We start from the raw sequence: 17781 nt of genomic DNA on the forward strand, positions 1-17781 counted from the left end.
CAGCTGCCGCCGCTTGTCGAGCGTTTCTCCCACTTCGACCAGCGCCCAAGCTGCCCCATCAGGGGCAGCGATCCGCGTGTAGGCCACGCGCAGATCCTGCCCACGGGATTCGTCGTCGCGAAACCACACCTCGCCCGATTCGAGCCCGACAAGCCGCGTCAAATCCCTCGGCAGTGGTAACTCGCTGTCGCCCGTCACCCGCCGCCCGTCACGGTTGAGCAAGTGGAAGTAGACGCTGTCGATCTCGTCTGCCCGCAATAAAGCTCGCGCCGCCACCGACAGGCTGATTTGGGCTTCGCCCCGCTCAAAACGAACTTGCCGCGCAATGGCCAAGACTTGTTCGCGCAACGCCTGGTCGTACGGATAATCCGCAACGTTGGTGGCGAAGTAATGCGTCACCGCAATGCTCAAGGGCCAGACGAAGAGCAGCGGCGCCAGCATCCAGTCGAGGATTTCGCCGAACAGCGAGCGCTGACTCTCAGGCGCGGAGTTCGTGCGCGCTTTTCTCAAAGCAGTACCCAAGCCCGCGAACGGTGGTGATCGTGGCCCCGCTGCTCTCAAGCTTCTTGCGCAGGCGATGCACATAGACTTCGATGGCGTTGTGGCTCACCTCCTCGCCCCAGCCGCAGAGGTGATCGACCAGCTGATCCTTGCTCACCAAGCGTCCTGCGCGCTGCATGAGGATTTCGAGCAGCCCGAGTTCGCGCGCCGAAAGGTCGAGCAACTCATCGTGCAGCAAAGCGCAGCGGTTGGTCTGGTCAAACGCCAACGCGCCGAATTGGAGCAACGGGACCGTTCCGGTCGAACGCCGCGTCAGCGCCCGCACCCTAGCCTCGAGCTCGGCCAATTCGAAGGGTTTGACCATGTAATCGTCCGCGCCCAGATCGAGCCCTTTGACCCGGTCACTGGTCCCGTCAAGCGCGGTCAGGATCAGGACCGGCACGTTTGACTTGCGGGCCCGCAAACGTTTGAGCACCTCCTGGCCCGACAAGCGCGGCAAGCCGAGGTCAAGAATCACGAGATCGTATGTCCCGGAGACCAGGGCGCTGTCGGCATCTGCACCGTTGGCCACCCAATCCACCGCGTAACCACTTTTGCGCAAAGAACGACCAAGACCGTCGGCAATGACCCGATCGTCTTCGGCGAGCAGAATCCGCATGCCCATCCCCTCTGATCATCCACCCGAAAAATCAGGTGCTTGCGTAAGGAAAATGTAAGCCTCGCTACCTAACCTACGCCTGCTGTTCTCCTTTATGGTCCTTGGAGTTCGGCCCAACGCCGAACTCGGGGGGCGTCTGCCACTGCACCGGGCGCTCCCCGACATTTTTTCTCGACCAGCTCAGCCAAACCAAACCCGCCGCACGGACTGTACCGCAAAGGCAAGACCTTTGTGCACCAAAGCATGCGCCGGCCACGAATGCCAATCAAAAAAAGCCCCGCCGAAAAACCGTGCGGGGCTTTTTCTTTCCGGGCCGACAACGGCCCGGAAGCAGGCAACTGCGAGGACTTACATGTCCATGCCCATGCCGCCCATACCACCCATGCCGCCCATGCCCGGCATGCCGCCAGCGGCCGGCTTGTCTTCAGCCAGTTCAGCAACCATGCAATCGGTGGTCAGCATCAGGCCGGCGATCGACGCGGCATTCTGCAGCGCGGTGCGGGTGACCTTGGTCGGATCCAGAACGCCCATCTCGACCATGTCGCCGTACTGACCGGTGGCCGCGTTGTAGCCGTAGTTGCCCTGGCCATTAACCACGGCATTGACGACGACCGACGGCTCGTCACCGGCGTTAGCGACGATCTCGCGCAGCGGCTGCTCGATCGCGCGCAGCACGATCTTGATGCCAGCGTCTTGATCGGCGTTGTCGCCCTTGAGCGCAGCACCCAACGCAGCACGGGCACGCAGCAGCGCAACACCGCCGCCAGCCACGATGCCTTCTTCAACGGCAGCACGGGTCGCGTGCAGCGCATCTTCGACGCGGGCCTTCTTCTCCTTCATTTCGACTTCGGTGGCCGCACCGACCTTGATCAGCGCCACGCCGCCGGCCAGCTTGGCCACGCGCTCCTGGAGCTTTTCCTTGTCGTAGTCGCTGGTCGCCTCTTCGATCTGGGCGCGGATCTGCTTGACGCGCGCTTCGATGTTGGCGGCAACGCCAGCACCGTCGATGATCGTGGTGTTTTCCTTGCCGATCTCGACGCGCTTGGCCTGGCCGAGCTCAGCCAGCGTGGCCTTCTCGAGGGTCAGGCCGACTTCCTCGGCGATGACCTGGCCGCCCGTCAGGATGGCGATGTCTTCGAGCATGGCCTTGCGACGGTCGCCGAAGCCCGGAGCCTTGACGGCGCAGGTCTTGAGGATGCCGCGGATGTTGTTGACCACCAGCGTGGCCAGGGCTTCGCCTTCGACGTCTTCAGCGATGATCAGCAGCGGACGGCCGGCCTTGGCGACTTGCTCGAGCACGGGCAGCAGGTCACGGATGTTCGAGATCTTCTTGTCGAAGAGCAGGACGAACGGGTTGTCCAGGATAGCGATCTGCTTGTCCGGGTTGTTGATGAAGTAGGGCGAGAGGTAGCCACGGTCGAACTGCATACCCTCGACAACGTCGAGTTCGTTGTTCAGCGACTTGCCGTCTTCGACGGTGATCACGCCTTCCTTGCCGACCTTTTCCATCGCCTGGGCGATGATGTCGCCGATCGACGAATCGGAGTTGGCCGAGATCGAGCCGACCTGGGCGATTTCCTTATTGGTCGAGCAGGGCTTCGACAGCTTCTTCAGCTCTTCGACGGTGGCGGTAACGGCCTTGTCGATACCGCGCTTCAGGTCCATCGGGTTCATGCCGGCGGCCACGTACTTCATGCCTTCGCGGACGATCGACTGGGCCAGAACAGTGGCGGTGGTGGTGCCGTCGCCAGCGATGTCCGAGGTCTTGGAAGCGACTTCCTTGACCATCTGGGCGCCCATGTTGGCGAACTTATCCTTCAGTTCGATTTCCTTGGCGACCGAAACGCCGTCCTTGGTCACGGTCGGGGCGCCGAACGAGCGCTCCAGAACCACGTTGCGGCCCTTCGGGCCCAGCGTCACCTTGACCGCGTCGGCCAGGATGTTGACGCCTTCAACCATGCGGGAACGGGCGGAATCGCCAAACTTAACGTCTTTTGCAGCCATTCTGATACTCCTAAATGTTCGTTGTGCTGAAAGTTCGGATCAGGTACGCGGGACGCGAGGCTCAGGCCTCGACCACGCCCATGATGTCTTCTTCACGCATGACGAGCACTTCCTCGCCATCGACCTTCACGGTCTGACCGGCGTACTTGCCGAACAGGACGCGGTCGCCGACTTTGACGTCGAGGGCGACGTGCTTGCCGTTTTCGTCGCGCTTGCCCGGGCCAACGGCCAGGATCTGGCCCTGATCGGGCTTCTCGGCGGCGGCGTCGGGGATGACGATGCCCGAAGCGGTCTTCCGCTCTTCTTCGAGGCGCTTGACGATCACGCGATCATGCAAAGGACGAATTTTCATACGGTTTCTCCTAGTGTTTGTGCACAAGTAACGACTACTGTCCCTGGGTTGCGGCGATTCCGGCAGTGCCGGCGCAGCGCGGTACGCACCGTCTATTAGCACTCGCAACCAACGAGTGCTAATAATAGGGGCCGACCTGGTGAAATTCAAGACCGGTGCAAAAAAAAGCCCCGCGGTGCGGGGCTAAAGTCTCGAAATCGCTTTCGAGCCGAGGGGTTCCAATGCTTGATCTGATCATACGACAGGCGCCGTTCATGCGCTGTTGAAGTATCGTGGCGCTCGCGTAACCATGCGTAACACCCCGCCGAATGGCGTATCGCGGGGGCGAACTGCTACGATACGCCCCCATGATCGTCACCAATCCCCGCCACGAAACCGCCGTCGTCATCCGTCACGACGGCCAAACCGCTGTTTTTGTTCGTTTACGTCCCGGCAAGTTGGGTTGCGAACGCCTCGTCGAGCCCGCCTTCCGCCAACAATGGCAGTCCAGCACCTTCCCCCTTGCGCAAACGCTCGAGCTCTTTCTTGCGCACGCCTCCTTGCACGGCGCTTCGCAAGAAGCATTACGCGGCCTGCAGCGCCTGCGCACCCGCGACGCCTGCGTCCTCGGCAGTCTGTTCTGACCGCACGGAGGCCCGTCACAAGACGGGCCTCCGCAGCTTCCTGCCGTTCAGTGCGCGGCGGCGGAAGAAGCGCCGAGACCGGTTTCTGAACGAACCTTCTGCGCCGGATACAAGGAACGCTCAAGTTGCGCCTGGGCACTGCGGTCGAACTTGGAGACCAGGAAGATCGTCAGAAACGCTGCCGTCATCGAAAAAATCGCCGGTGACGCGTACTGGAAGGGGGCGCTACCGACGGGATGCTTGAGCACCGCCTCCCACACCGCCGGCGAGAGCACGGTCAAGCCGAGCGAGCTGATCAAACCGACGATGCCGCCAACGACCGAGCCGCGGGTCGTGCAGTCCTTCCACAACACCGACATGAACAGCACCGGGAAGTTGGCCGAACAGGCGATGGCGAAGGCCAGCATCACCATGTAAGCGACGTTTTCCTTCTCGAAGGCGATCCCGAGCCCAACCGAGACGATCCCGAGAGCGACCGTCGTCAGCTTCGATACGCGCAGTTCTGCGGCCGAATCGGCGCGACCTTTCTTGAGTACCGTGGCGTAGAGGTCATGCGACACCGCCGAGGCCCCCGACAGCGTCAGCCCGGCGACCACGGCCAGGATGGTGGCAAAGGCCACGGCCGAGATGAAACCGAGGAAAACGTTACCGCCCACTGCGTTGGCCAAATGCACCGCAGCCATGTTGCCGCCGCCCTTGAGCCCCTTGGCGACGTCACCGTCGACGTAGTAGCTGGCGGGGTCCTGGATCAGCAGGACGATGGCACCGAAGCCGATGATGAACGTCAGGATGTAGAAGTAGCCGATCCAGGTCGTTGCCCAGCCGACCGACTTGCGCGCCTCCTTGGCGCTCGGCACGGTAAAGAAGCGCATCAGGATGTGCGGCAAGCCCGCCGTCCCGAACATCAGCGCCATGCCGACCGAAATCGCCGACACCGGATCCTTGATCAGCCCGCCCGGCGCCATGATCGCACCGTGCTTGGCGTGTACCTCGACGGCCTTGGTAAACAGCCGCTCGGGGCTGAAGCCGAACTGGTAGAGCACCGCCAGCGCCATGAAGGTCGCGCCGGAAAGGAGCATCACGGCCTTGATGATCTGCACCCAGGTGGTCGCCGTCATCCCGCCGAAGAGCACGTAGAGCATCATCAACACGCCGACGATCATCACCGCATAGGTGTAGTCGAGGCCAAAGAGCACTTTGATCAACTGCCCGGCACCGACCATCTGCGCGATCATGTAGAAGGCCACGACGACCAGTGAACCGCAGGCGGCGAAAACCCGCGTCGGCGTTTGCGAAAAGCGATACGAGGCCACATCGGCAAAGGTGAACTTGCCCAGGTTGCGCAGGCGCTCGGCCATCAGGAAGGTGATCACCGGCCAGCCGACCAGCCAGCCGATCGAGAAGATCAGGCCGTCAAAGCCGCTGGCGAATACCAGGCCGGAAATGCCCAGAAACGAGGCCGCCGACATGTAGTCCCCGGCGATCGCCAATCCGTTCTGAAAGCCGGTGATGCCGCCGCCGGCGGTGTAAAAATCGGCCGCCGAACGCGTGCGCGAGGCCGCCCACTTGGTGATTCCGAGGGTGATCGCGACGAAGACGCCGAACATCCCGATCGCCACCCAGTTGGTGCTCTGCTTGGTGGTCTGGCCGAGGTCGGCACCGGCCGCCAGCGCGCCACCTGCGGCCACCAGGGCGGCAAGCGCAAGCCAGAGATGAAGCATGCGAGGTTTCGTGCTCATTTCTTGGCCTCCGCAACGATCTGCCGGTTGATCTCGTCGAACTCGGTGTTCGCCCGCCGCACGTAGATGTTGGTCAGGACGATGGTGATCACGATCACCCCGACGCCGAGCGGAATGCCGAGCGAGGTGGTCATGCCTTCGCCGATTTTGGCGGCCAGCAATTCCTTGTCGAAGGCGATGAGCACGATGTAGCCGTAATAGACCAGCATCACCAGCACCGTCATGACGATGCTGAAGCTTCGGCGCACATGGAGCAGTCGGTGGTATTTCGGGTTGGCCTCTACCCGGGCAGCAATTTCGTCGTTCATCTCGCTCTCCTGAGGATCGGGCGCGGCCGGCTCGCCGCGCACCTTGCCCAGCCACCTTAGGAAAGCATCCTTACGGCCCTCTTACAAAAAGGAAATCGATTACGGAAAGGTGGATTCTGCTTCACCGAGCGCGACACGCACGCACGCCGAAGGGCGCACGATGCTCGCCCGCCCACCTTGCTGCGCCTGCCGGCACAACCCGATGCCGGCCGCGTCGATCGCAGTGACACCCGAGAGGTCGATCTCGCCGACGCCGGCGTTGAGCGCGAACTGAAAATCGGCGCCCAGTTTGCTCCCCAGGCAGCCAACGACGTGCATCACGCGCCGGCCACCGAGTTCCTTGACCGCCAGCGAAGCCGCCTGTCCATTCGCCAGCCCTTGCTGGATGGCCAAGCGCAGCAGGGCCTCACTCAACGGTCCCGGGATGAAGCGCGCACCGTAACATTCGCCGACACGACTGACGATGCGCACCGACAGTTCGAGCAAACCACTGCCCGGCAAGCGCAGCTCGACGCAGGCACTTGCCTGCAACGCCAGCGGTGTGGCGCAGCGCAGCTGCAAGCCGCCCAGCGACAGATTCTCCAGCGCGCCCTTGCTGCCCGTCCCGCCTTGCCGGATGCGCACGCTGGGGTCGCGCACAAAGCGGACCCGTTGATGTTTGCGCTGCTCCGCCATGCGCCTCCTTTCGCGCGGTATGATCCGGGGACGCGCCTGCGCCCCCCGTCACCATAGTACATACTCCTGTCCGGCATGAAATCCTGCATCAACACTTTGCTCACGGCCCGCCTGCGCCGCCTGTTCGCAGCCCTCTCCTGCACGACGCTGATTGCCCTCCCCGCCCTGCCGAACGCGCAAGCGGCGGAAACGCTCCCGCCCGCCGTCGCCCAATCGCTCAAGGCGGCCGGCATCGACACCCGGAACATCGGCGTTTTCATTCAGGGCGTCGACGCCAGCCAGCCGCTCCTGCGCCACAACGCCCAGCGCGCGCTGAATCCGGCCTCGGCGATGAAACTCGTCACCACCTACGCCGCGCTCGAACTGCTCGGCCCAGCCTACACCTGGAAGACCGAAGCCCTCGTCTCCGCGCCGCCCGTCGCCGGTCTGCTCGCCGGCAACCTTTACCTGCGCGGCAGCGGCGACCCGCGCCTGATGCAGGAACACGCCTGGCTGCTGCTACGCCAGCTGCGCAACCGCGGCGTGCGCGACATCGGCGGCGACATCGTCCTCGACCGCGGCGCCTTCGCCCTGCCGCCGCACGATCCCGCCGCGTTCGACAACGATCCGCTGCGCCCCTACAACGCCGGCGCCGACGCCCTGCTCGTCAACCTCGCCAGCCTCCAGCTCGCGCTGCGCCCTGACGCCGCGCGCGGCCGCGTCGAGGTGACGAGCGAAACGGCCGGCGAGCCGGCACCCATCGACAACCGCCTGACCCTGACCCAGGACGCCTGCGGTGAGTGGCGCGAACGCTTCAAGGTGCGCGTCGTCGGCGAGACGCTCGAGCTGACCGGCCAGTTCGCCGCCAGCTGCGGCGAGAAGACGCTGCACCTCTCGCCCTGGCCCGCCGACACTCAGGTCGGCGCCCTGCTGCGCGGCCTGTGGACCGAGCTTGGCGGCACGCTGCGCGGCACGGTACACGCGGGCTCCACGCCGGCGGCGGCGGAAACGCTCGCCGCCCAGACCTCGCCGCCGCTGGGCGACGTGGTGCGCGACGTCAACAAGTTCAGCAACAACGTCATGGCGCGCCAGATCTTCCTCAGCCTCGACCCGGCGCGCCCGGCCACCTACGACGGTGCCCGCCGCCGTATCGAACGCTGGCTGGCTGGCAAGAACCTGCGGGTCGGCGAACTCGTGCTCGACAACGGCTCCGGCCTCTCGCGCAAGGAACGCATTTCGGCCGAAGGCCTGGGGCAACTCTTGCTCGCCGCCTGGAAGAGCCCGTCAATGCCCGACCTGATGGCGTCCTTGCCGCTCGCCGGGGTCGACGGCACCTTGAAGAAACGTTTCGCCGACGGCCCGGTCAATGGCCGCGCCCACCTCAAGACCGGCTACCTCGAGAACGCGCGCGCACTCGCCGGTTACGTGCTCGATCAGAGCGGCAAGCGCTGGGTGGTGGTCATCCTGATCAACGACGCCAACGCGCGCCAGGGGCGCGCGGCGATGGACGAACTGCTGCGCTGGGTCGCGGCGCGCTAAGGCCAGGGTCCAGGCCGAGCGCGCTCAGGGCGCGAGCTTTTTCTGGAGAAAAACCGCCTGTCCGGCCGCCGGGTCGAGGGTGTAGGGCGCGAAGCCGGCGCGCGCGTAAGCGCGCATCGCCGGCGCATTGTTGGCCAGCACTTCCAGCGTCAGCTTGCAGCCGCCGAGCGCCAGCGCGCGTTGCGCGGCCCAGTCGAGCAAGGCTTGGCCGACGCCTTGCCCGCGCGCCTCGGCGCGGACGACGAGGTCATGGATGTTGAGCAGGGGTTGCGCAGCAAAGGTCGAGAAACCGGCGAAGCAGTTGATCAGCCCGACCGGCACGGTCGAACCTTCACACCAGGCCAAGGCTCCGTGAAAACCTGTCTGCGCCTGCAAGCGCTCGACAAGGTGCGCGCGGGCGAAGGCCGAGAGCGGCTCACCGCCGCCCATCGGATCGCGCGCGTAGTGGTCGAGCAGGTCGAGCCAGGCCGCGGCCTGCGCGGCATCGGCCAGATCGACCGGCAGAACACGCAGCCCGCTCGCGACCACGACGCTCACAGCCCGAGCTCGCCCCACAGGGCGTCGACGCGCGCCTTGACCGCCGGGTCCATGACCATGGGCCGCCCCCATTCGCGGTTCGTTTCGCCCGGCCACTTGTTGGTCGCGTCCAGCCCCATCTTGCTGCCCAGTCCGGCCACCGGACTGGCAAAGTCGAGGTAATCGATCGGCGTGTTCTCGGCGATCAGTGTGTCGCGCGCCGCATCGACGCGGGTGGTCATCGCCCAGATCACTTCCTTCCAGTCGCGTACGTTTACGTCGTCGTCGACGACGATGATGAACTTGGTGTACATGAACTGGCGCAGCACGCTCCAGATGCCGAACATCATGCGCTTGGCATGCCCGGGATACTGCTTGCGGATGCTCACCGTGGCCAGCCGGTAGGAACAGCCTTCCGGCGGCAGGTAGAAGTCGACGATCTCGGGAAACTGCTTCTGCAAGAGCGGCACGAACACTTCGTTCAGCGCCACGCCCAGCATCGCCGGTTCATCCGGCGGTTTGCCGGTGTAGGTGCTGTGGTAGATCGGGTCCCGGCGCAGGGTGATGCGCTCGATGGTGAACACCGGAAACTCGGCCTGTTCGTTGTAGTAGCCGGTGTGGTCACCGTACGGCCCTTCGAGCGCCGTCTCGCTCGGATCGATGAAGCCTTCGAGGACGATCTCGGCCGAGGCCGGAACCTGAAGGTCGGAGCCGAGGCACTTCACCAGTTCGGTCTTGCCGCCGCGCAACAGGCCGGCGAACTGGTACTCGGAAACGTTATCCGGCACCGGCGTCACCGCCGCGAGGATGGTCGCCGGGTCGGCGCCGAGCGCGACCGCCACCGGGAAGGGCTGACCGGGGTTTTGCAGGCAGTGATCGCGGAAATCGAGTGCGCCGCCGCGATGCGCCAGCCAGCGCATGATCACCTTGTTGCGCCCGATCACCTGCTGCCGGTAGATGCCGATGTTCTGGCGCGGCTTGTGCGGTCCGCGCGTCACGGTCAGCCCCCAGGTGATCAGCGGTGCCACGTCGCCCGGCCAGCAGTGCTGGATCGGCAGGCGCGCGAGGTCGACGTCCTGCCCTTCCCACACCACCTCCTGGCACGGCGCAGAAGACACGAGCTTGGGCGACATGTTGAGCACCTGCTTCAGCACCGGCAGTTTCTCCCAGGCGTCCTTGAGCCCCTTGGGCGGCTCGGGCTCCTTGAGGTAGGCAAGCAGCTTGCCGACTTCGCGCAGTGCCTCGACCGATTCCTCACCCATGCCCAAGGCCACGCGGCGCGGCGTGCCGAACAGGTTGGCAAGCACCGGAATGGTGCTGCCCTTGGGCTTCTCGAAGAGGATGGCCGGGCCGCCGGCGCGCAACACGCGGTCGCAGATCTCGGTCATCTCCAGATGCGGATCGACTTCGACGCCGATGCGCTTGAGTTCGCCCATGCGTTCCAGTTGCGCGATGAAGTCGCGCAGGTCGTGATATTTCATGCTCATGAATGGATTTCGAATCCGAGTGGAACGGCGCGCTGGCCGCGGGTTTTCTGGCACCGATTATACGTCCGCACGCCCGCTTGCCGACGGCGATTGGCGCAGCCTATGCCGCCGATAGCCGCCCTTGCATGGACTTCTGCGCCCGGCGCCTTAAACTGGGGGCATCCCGTTAGCAACGATCAGGAGACCGAAATGAGCAAGAAAGACAAACGCCCCACCCTGCCGAAAATCGACATCGGCATCAACGCCAAGGACCGCGCCGCGATCGCCCAAGGGCTGTCGCGCCTCCTTGCCGACAGCTTCACCCTCTACCTGATGACGCACAACTTCCACTGGAACGTCACCGGGCCGCAGTTCAACAGCCTGCACCAGATGTTCATGGGCCAATACACCGAGCAGTGGAATGCGCTCGACATCATCGCCGAACGCATCCGCGCCCTCGGCGAACCGGCCCCCGGCAGCTTCGAGGCCTACCAGAAGCTGACCAGCATTCCGCCGGTCAAGGGCCAGCCCAAGGCCATGGAAATGGTCGCTCTGCTGGTCGCGGCGCAGGAAGCCACGGCCCGCACCGCGCGCAGCCTGCTCGCCGTGGCCGACGCGGCCAACGATCAGCCGACGCTGGACCTGCTGACGCAACGCCTCGACCTGCACGAGAAAACGGCGTGGATGCTGCGCAGCCTGCTGGAAGACGAATAAGCGCGATCAGCGGAATAAGCGCTCACCGCACGCCTTGCGCGGTCGCCGGGCTCACCCCAGGCGGCCGCGCAGGGCGTAGTCGAGAACAATGCCGGCGAAGATGCTGGCGCCGATCCAGTTGTTGTGCAGAAAAGCCTTGAAGCAGCGCGCGGGTTCGCGGTCGCGGATCAGCGTGTAGTGGTAGACGGCGATCCCCGCCGAAACGCCGATGCCGGCGCAGAACACCGCCCCCAGCCCGACGCGAAACCCGACCCAGGCGATCAGCCCGAGGGTCAGCGCGTAGCAGGCCATCACCGCCGCAACGTCATAGCGGCCGAAGGTGATCGCCGACGTCTTGATCCCGATCTTGAGGTCGTCGGCGCGGTCGACCATCGCGTACTCGGTGTCATAGGCCACCGCCCAGAAGACGTTGGCCAGCAGCAGCCACCACGCTTCGGCCGGAATGCTTCCCTGCTGCACCGCATAGGCCATCGGCATGCCAAAACCGAAGGCCACGCCCAAGTAAGCCTGGGGAATCGCGAGGAAGCGCTTGGTGTAGGGATAGCTCGCCGCAAGAAAGAGCGCCACCACCGACAGGCCAACCACGTACCAACTGCGGAACGGCAGGATCAGCAGGAAGGAAAGAAAGACCAGGAAGGCGAAGAGCCCCAGCGCTTCCTTGCCCGACACCGTACCGGCGGCCAGCGGCCGGTTTTTGGTGCGCTCGACGTGCGGATCGAACTTGCGGTCGGCGTAGTCGTTGATCACGCAGCCGGCCGAACGCATCAGCACCGTACCCAAGGTAAAAATCCAGGCCACCACCCAGCTCGGATCGCCGCGCCCGGACAGCCACACCGCCCACAGGGTCGGCCACAGAAGCAGCAGGATGCCGATCGGCTTGTCGAGCCGCATCAGCTTTTCGTAGCGGTCGATGCGCGCGCGCAGTGCCGCCCAGTCGTATCGTTTTTGCATGCCCGCCATTCTACGCCGCTTGCCGCCGGCCAGGACTCAAGGCCGCGCGCCGCGCAAGGCGGCAACCTCGGCCTGCAAGGCCTCGGGCGTGGCCGCCTGCGGCACGAGCGCCGGCCCGACGGCGAGGTCGACGCGCGCAAAGGGCCGCAGGTTCAGGGGATTGCGCATCGCCCGCCCACCCTTGCGGCTGAAGAAACTCCCCCACAGCCCGGAAAGCGCCAACGGAACGACCGGTACCGGCGTCTCGGCGACGATGCGCGCCACGCCGTTGCGGAAGGGGTAGAGCTCGCCAGTGTCGGTGATCCGCCCCTCGGGGAAGATGCAGACGAGATCGCCGTCGGCCAGCGCACGCGCCACTTCGGCGAAGGCCGCCTCCTTGAGCGCCGCGTCCTCGCTCGCGGGCGCGATCGGAATGGTGCGCATGTGGCGGAAGACGAAGCCGATCAAGGGCGTGGCGTGAATGCGGTGATCCATCACGAAGCGGATCGGCCGCCGGCACGCCGCCGCGATGACGATCGGATCGACGAAGCTGACGTGATTGCAGACCAGCACCGCCGCCCCCTCGGCCGGCAGGTGTTCGAGCCCACGCGTCCGCAGGCGATAGACCGAATGCACCAGCAGCCAGGCGACGAAACGCAGCAGGAATTCGGGCAGCAGGCGGTAGATGTAGAGCGCGACCGCGGCATTGAGCAAGGCGGCGCCGGCAAACAGCGCCGGGATCGACATTCCGGCGGCGAGGGCGGCCGCCGCGCCGCCGGCGCCGACGACCATGAACAGGGCATTGAGGATGTTGTTGGCGGCGATGATGCGCGCCCGCGCCTCGGGCTCGCCGCGCATCTGGATCAACACATAGAGCGGGACGATGAACAGGCCGCCGAAAACGCCGAGCCCGAGGAGATCGAGGAGCACGCGCCAAGCGCCCGGCACGGCGAGGACGGCCGCAAGCTCGAGCGGCGCACCGGCCGGGGGCGTCGCCGGCGAGGCCCACAAAAGGTCGAAGCCGAAGAGCGTCAGCCCGAGCGAACCGAGCGGCACCAAGCCCAGTTCGATGTGCCCACCCGAAAGGCGCTCGCAGAGCATCGAGCCGACGCCGATGCCGACGGTGAACACCGCCAGCAGCAAGGTCACCGCGCTTTCGCCGCCGCCGAGTACGTTTTTGGCATAAACCGGAAACTGGGCGAGGAACAGCGCGCCGTAGAGCCAGAACCAGGAGATGCCGAGAATGGCCAGGAAGACACTGCGCTCACGCCGCGCCAGCGCGAGGTTGCGCCAGGTTTCGGAAAAAGGGTTGAGGTTGATCCTCAGTCCGGGCGCGGGCGCCGGCGCACGCGGCACGCTGAGGCTGGCGACAAACCCCGCCGCAGCCACGGCAAAGCCGGCGCCAGCCATCCACGCCGGATGCCCGCCCGCCCCGGCCAGGACGCCGCCGGCCAGCGTGCCGAGCAGGATGGCGACAAAGGTGCCGCTCTCGATCAGCGCGTTGCCGCCAACGAGTTCATCCTCACGCAGGTGCTGCGGCAGGATGGCGTACTTGACCGGCCCGAAGAGCGTCGAGTGCAGGCCGAGCAGGAACAGCGCGCTCAGGAGAACGTTCAGGCTGTGCAGGTGAAAGCCGAGCGCAGCGACGCCCATGATCGCCATTTCCAGCACTTTCACGATCCGGGTCAGCGTCGCCTTGTCGTACTTGTCGGCCAACTGCCCGGCCGTTGCCGAGAAGAGGAAGAAGGGGAGGATGAAGATCCCCGCCGCGAGGTTGGCGAGCAGCTCGGGCGCAAGCCGTGTCCAGCTCGCCGCCTGAAAGGTCAGCAGGACGACGAGCGCGTTCTTGAACAGGTTGTCGTTGAAGGCCCCGAGGAACTGGGTAACGAAGAAGGGCGCGAAACGCCGCGTCCCGAGCAGGGCGAACTGCGAACGGTGGGCATTCTCTGCGGGCGAGACGGAGTCAGAACGCATGCGGATGGGCGTGACGCGGAAGAAAGGATGAACAACGAATCGCGGCTGCACGCATTCTATACGCGATCTGCCCCGCGCCAGGGCGCGTCCTGGCTTGAACTGCTCGAATTCGAAGGCTACAATCAGAAGTGTGAACCGCGCGACCCGGACCACGACAGCGGATCCTGCCGCACGGCAAGAAATTTCAGCCGATTTTATCCGCAGCGCCACCTTTTCCAGGACCTCGCGATGAACACCCTCACCATCACCAAACGCCTGTGGATTCTGATCTGTTGCGCGGTCGTCGCGCTGCTCGCGGTCGGCTTCGTCGGGATCAACGCCGCGCACATCGCCCAGGACGGCATCCGCAACATCCGCGAGGATTCGCTGGTCGGCATCTCGATCCTGGCCACGATCAACACCAATTACCAGCGCATCCGCGTCAATGCCTATGCGCATGCCGCAAGCGTTAACGAGACCGAGATGGCGGGAATCGAACAACGCATCCAGGAGTTCGAAAACTCGATCAAGGCTGACTTCAAACGCTACGAAGCCACCCTCAACAGCGACGAAGACCGGGCAATGCTCGAGGCCGATCGCAAAGGCATTGCCAACTACCTTGAGCTTTTCCGCAGCAAGGTCCAACCCATTTCCCGCAAGGGCGACACCCCGGCGGCACTGGCCTTGCTGCACAACGAACTCCGCCCGGCGGCGCAAGCCGCCGCCGACGCGATCGACAAACATGTCGGCTACAACGAAAAGAGCGCCAGCGACTATGCGGCCAAGGTCACGGCAACAGTCTCCCGTGCCACCCAGATCGCCATCGTCGCGATTCTGGCCGCGGCCACGGCCATCGGCCTGATGGGCTACTTCATGATTTCCGGCGTGCAAAAGTCGCTCACCCAGATCCAGGACAGCGTCGGCCGCACCGAGCGCAACCTGGACTTCACCCTGCGCACGCCCATCCTCCGCCAGGATGAGATCGGCACCACGGCGCTGGGGCTCAACCGTCTGATCGATACCTTGCAGGCCAACCTCCAGGGCATCCAGACGCGCGCCGTCACGGTCGCCCAGTCGGCGACGGCGATGTCCACCACCTCCGGCCAGGTGGCCACCGCCGCGCACCAGCAGAGCGAGGCGGCGGCGCACATGGCGGCGACGGTCGAGGAGATGACGGTGAGCATCACCCACGTCGGCGACCGGGCGCACGAGGCCGACCGGATCTCCACCGCCTCCGGCCAGTTGGCTGCGTCGGGCGAGACGGTGATCGCGCGCACGGTCGCGGACATCAACACCATCGCGAGCACGGTCAATCTCGCGGCCGAGCGCATCCGCGGCCTGGAGGCGCACAGCCAGCAGATCGCCAGCGTCGTCGCGGTGATCAAGGAGGTCGCCGACCAGACCAACCTGCTGGCGCTCAACGCCGCGATCGAGGCGGCGCGCGCCGGCGAACAGGGGCGCGGCTTCGCGGTGGTCGCCGACGAGGTGAGGAAGCTCGCCGAGCGCACCGCCACGTCGACGCAGGAGATCGCCGCGACCATCGAGGCGATGCGCGGCAGCGCCAGCGAGGCGGCGGCAGGGATGGGCAACGTGGTGGCCGAGGTCGGCCGCGGCGTCGACTCGGCGCGCGAGGCGAGCGAGGCGATCCGTCAGATCGGCGAAGGCAGCCGCGAGGCGGTGGCCATCGTCGCCGAGATCACCGCCGCGATCCACGAACAGGCTTCGGCGATGACCAGCATCGCCCAGCAGGTCGAGCGCATCGCCCAGATGTCCGAGGAGAGCAGCGCCGCCGCCGGCAACAGCGCCCAGATCGCCCGAGATCTCGACACCCTGGCCTCCGAAGTGCAGCAGATCGTCGGCGCCTACAAGCTCTGAGCCCGCGCCTCAGGCGCGGCGTTCCGAGCATCGGCCTGGAAGGCGCATCCACAGGCGCGTCCAGTCCAGCACCGCCAGGATGACCGCTGGATGCGGCCTGCAGGGAAGCAATGTAGGCGCCATTAAATCCTCCGAGCATCGAGAAAGCCTCCCGTGTTCACTCAACCGACGCCGTGACTTTCAAATCTACCTTGCTCAGAAAATCAATGATGCGCGCCTTGTTCAGCCGACGCGCAGCCAGAACGTCCTCGGCATTCAGACGGCGCTCTTCGGCCTCGTCCCACCAAGGAGCATAGCCACTATGGATCGGGGGCCTACGGCGGATTTCTTGCTGCCGCGCAAACACCAAGGCCGCCTTTGCCTCCCCCTGCTGATCGACGGCACCATAGGTCACCAAGCGCTCCACCATTTCCGGCGCCAATGCACGGATCGCCAAGCGTAGAGGGGTATCGCCGTCCCGGTCCGGCAAGCGTAGATTGAAACCGCGTCGATGCAAGGCGTCGATCACGACAACGAGCCTATCCCCTTCCTGAATCGCCCGACTCACTGTGGTCGAAGCGTCATCCAACGGAGCACCGTGATCGATCAACCAAAGCAATCCGGGCAGATTGTCCCCCGCCTGCCGGATCAACGACCAGCTCGTCGGCGCGAGCGCAGCGCCGTGAGCCACAAAAGCCGCCAGCACTTCGGGTGGGGCATAGCGAACGGCCATCTCGATCGGGGCAGGGCCACCTCCCTTTCGAGCATTGATGTCCAGACCCAAGCCGGCAAGCCAGCCGACTTCGGTGGCATGGGTGAACTTGTACACATGGAACAACGTCTCGCCACCGCGATTTTGGGCGCGCGGATCGGCCCCAGCGCGTAACAGAAAGCGCACCATGTCCGAGTGTGCGCCACTCTCAATCAAGGGCGGCGCCTCAACCGGCTGATCAGGATTCGCGCCCCTGGCCAACAAATAATCTGCCACCAACAAGCGATTTTGTCTGGCCGCACACGACAGCGCACGCCCCCAGGATTGCTTTCCATTCGGAGACACGCTCTGGAGCGTACTTCCCCAGGACAGCAAGAGGTCGAGCAGTGGAAAGTCATGCGTCTCGTCACCTTGCGGCGGAGCACGCCCACAGACGGCCCAATCGAGAGGCGCTTTCGGATCGTCGAACTCCGAGATCGTAATCCCGAAAGCGATGAGCCGTTGAACATGAGACAAGTTGCCCCGCATGATCGCCACGCGCATCAATTCAGTACGATCCTCTGCACCGAGCGCGATTCTTCCAGCCCCGACCAGAAACGCCTCAAGCAAATCCGTCCGTTCGAAAACGATCGCGTTCGCCGCCGGCACATGTGCCGCAAGCACACCCGAGTCCACCTGCTCATGGGCAAAACGCACCGCCTCGGCCAGAGGGAGGGCCGTCAGTTGCCGCCCCCAAGCGGGACGACAGCCGTCATTCGGCGTCCTGCTCGACAGCCCGTGCATTTCTAAATCAACGCGACGATTAAATTCGCGCGGTCCAACATTTAGACGCGCACCGACGCCTTCAAGATGGATTTTGTGCTCGGGCAGCCCCTGGAGAAGGAGGTGCTTTTTGACATTTTCGGCTCGGAGAACCGAGAGCGCTTGCGGATCGTCTTCCGACGCATCGGCGTTTCCGGTCACAACAATGGCATCAATATCGGCCTGCCACTTTGGGCAGGCAAACGCAGCGACATTAAAAGTCCAATACGGAATCGCCGCCGAATTCTGAAGAAACCGTACTTCACCGACACTGACACGCGTTCCGCTGGCAAATGCCCCCCATCCGTAGATGAGTAGCGCGATTGCGACCGTGAATCGAATTCTCCGTGCGTTCATGAGCCACCATGCTTTCATTCAAATGATCGGCACCCACAAGTCAATCCGAAGCGATCAATCACATCCCGGCTACGCATGATCGTTGAAATATCCCACACAA

General features: G+C 64.6%; 16 protein-coding genes. 4 read left to right on the top strand and 12 right to left on the bottom strand.

The features are described from left to right. The 4 genes from QMB55_RS12050 to groES all read right to left on the bottom strand — a co-directional run. Window positions 1-510: sensor histidine kinase N-terminal domain-containing protein (locus QMB55_RS12050; RefSeq protein ID WP_497588958.1), on the bottom strand; the 510-nt coding region annotated here is incomplete at its 3' end. Continuing rightward, window positions 479-1159, bottom strand: a complete 681-nt coding sequence (locus QMB55_RS12055; RefSeq protein WP_497588959.1) for a response regulator — start codon at window positions 1157-1159, stop codon at window positions 479-481. The genes QMB55_RS12055 and QMB55_RS12050, both read right to left, overlap by 32 nt. Before the next feature lie 348 nt (window positions 1160-1507). Then, window positions 1508-3163: a chaperonin GroEL gene (groL, locus tag QMB55_RS12060; RefSeq protein ID WP_497588960.1), complete on the bottom strand. Its 1656-nt coding sequence runs from the start codon at window positions 3161-3163 to the stop codon at window positions 1508-1510. Window positions 3164-3224: 61 nt separating this feature from the next. Then, window positions 3225-3515: a co-chaperone GroES gene (gene groES, locus QMB55_RS12065; RefSeq protein ID WP_497588961.1), complete on the bottom strand. Its 291-nt coding sequence runs from the start codon at window positions 3513-3515 to the stop codon at window positions 3225-3227. A gap of 347 nt (window positions 3516-3862) precedes the next feature. Here groES and QMB55_RS12070 point away from each other — a divergent pair, with 347 nt between their 5' ends. Then, complete coding sequence (locus QMB55_RS12070; RefSeq protein WP_497588962.1) at window positions 3863-4138, top strand: hypothetical protein; 276 nt, start codon at window positions 3863-3865, stop codon at window positions 4136-4138. Window positions 4139-4185: 47 nt separating this feature from the next. Here the strand turns inward: QMB55_RS12070 and QMB55_RS12075 are convergent, their stop codons facing one another. The 3 genes from QMB55_RS12075 to QMB55_RS12085 form a co-directional block, all read right to left on the bottom strand. Next, window positions 4186-5859 carry a cation acetate symporter gene (locus QMB55_RS12075; RefSeq protein ID WP_497589013.1) on the bottom strand — a complete coding sequence of 558 codons (1674 nt, stop codon included), beginning with the start codon at window positions 5857-5859 and terminating at the stop codon, window positions 4186-4188. Window positions 5860-5873: 14 nt separating this feature from the next. Further along, entirely contained in the window at window positions 5874-6185 is a 312-nt protein-coding gene (locus tag QMB55_RS12080; protein WP_497588963.1) for a DUF485 domain-containing protein, read from the bottom strand. Window positions 6186-6284: 99 nt separating this feature from the next. Beyond that, window positions 6285-6860 carry a PilZ domain-containing protein gene (locus tag QMB55_RS12085; RefSeq protein WP_497588964.1) on the bottom strand — a complete coding sequence of 192 codons (576 nt, stop codon included), beginning with the start codon at window positions 6858-6860 and terminating at the stop codon, window positions 6285-6287. Window positions 6861-6935: 75 nt separating this feature from the next. Between QMB55_RS12085 and dacB the strand changes: the two genes are divergently transcribed. Then, complete coding sequence (gene dacB / locus QMB55_RS12090) at window positions 6936-8378, top strand: D-alanyl-D-alanine carboxypeptidase/D-alanyl-D-alanine endopeptidase (RefSeq protein ID WP_497588965.1); 1443 nt, start codon at window positions 6936-6938, stop codon at window positions 8376-8378. Window positions 8379-8402: 24 nt separating this feature from the next. Here the strand turns inward: dacB and QMB55_RS12095 are convergent, their stop codons facing one another. Further along, on the bottom strand, window positions 8403-8915 hold the full coding sequence (locus tag QMB55_RS12095) for a GNAT family N-acetyltransferase (protein WP_497588966.1): 513 nt from the start codon (window positions 8913-8915) through the stop codon (window positions 8403-8405). After that, the gene (gene ubiD / locus QMB55_RS12100) at window positions 8912-10375 is read right to left on the bottom strand and encodes a 4-hydroxy-3-polyprenylbenzoate decarboxylase (RefSeq protein WP_497589014.1); all 1464 of its coding nucleotides are present in this window, start codon (window positions 10373-10375) and stop codon (window positions 8912-8914) included. The genes QMB55_RS12095 and ubiD overlap by 4 nt, the downstream gene beginning before the upstream one ends. A 195-nt stretch (window positions 10376-10570) precedes the next feature. On the opposite strand from ubiD, the gene QMB55_RS12105 reads away from it, so the two are divergent. Beyond that, window positions 10571-11074 (top strand): Dps family protein, encoded by a 504-nt coding sequence (locus QMB55_RS12105; protein WP_497588967.1) that lies wholly within the window; start codon window positions 10571-10573, stop codon window positions 11072-11074. Between the two features lie 51 nt (window positions 11075-11125). Here QMB55_RS12105 and ubiA read toward each other — a convergent pair whose 3' ends face one another. Next, the gene (ubiA, locus tag QMB55_RS12110; RefSeq protein WP_497588969.1) at window positions 11126-12025 is read right to left on the bottom strand and encodes a 4-hydroxybenzoate octaprenyltransferase; all 900 of its coding nucleotides are present in this window, start codon (window positions 12023-12025) and stop codon (window positions 11126-11128) included. Between the two features lie 36 nt (window positions 12026-12061). Beyond that, on the bottom strand, window positions 12062-13978 hold the full coding sequence (locus tag QMB55_RS12115; protein WP_497588970.1) for an MFS transporter: 1917 nt from the start codon (window positions 13976-13978) through the stop codon (window positions 12062-12064). 228 nt (window positions 13979-14206) lie between these two features. Here QMB55_RS12115 and QMB55_RS12120 point away from each other — a divergent pair, with 228 nt between their 5' ends. Then, window positions 14207-15832, top strand: coding sequence for a methyl-accepting chemotaxis protein (locus QMB55_RS12120; protein WP_497588971.1), 1626 nt, complete (start codon window positions 14207-14209; stop codon window positions 15830-15832). A gap of 157 nt (window positions 15833-15989) precedes the next feature. On the opposite strand, the gene QMB55_RS12125 is transcribed toward QMB55_RS12120, so the two are convergent. Next, window positions 15990-17699 (bottom strand): hypothetical protein, encoded by a 1710-nt coding sequence (locus QMB55_RS12125; RefSeq protein WP_497588972.1) that lies wholly within the window; start codon window positions 17697-17699, stop codon window positions 15990-15992. Between the last annotated feature and the right edge of the window lie 82 nt (window positions 17700-17781).

This window comes from Propionivibrio sp. (assembly GCF_041441355.1).
Lineage (GTDB): Bacteria > Pseudomonadota > Gammaproteobacteria > Burkholderiales > Rhodocyclaceae > Propionivibrio.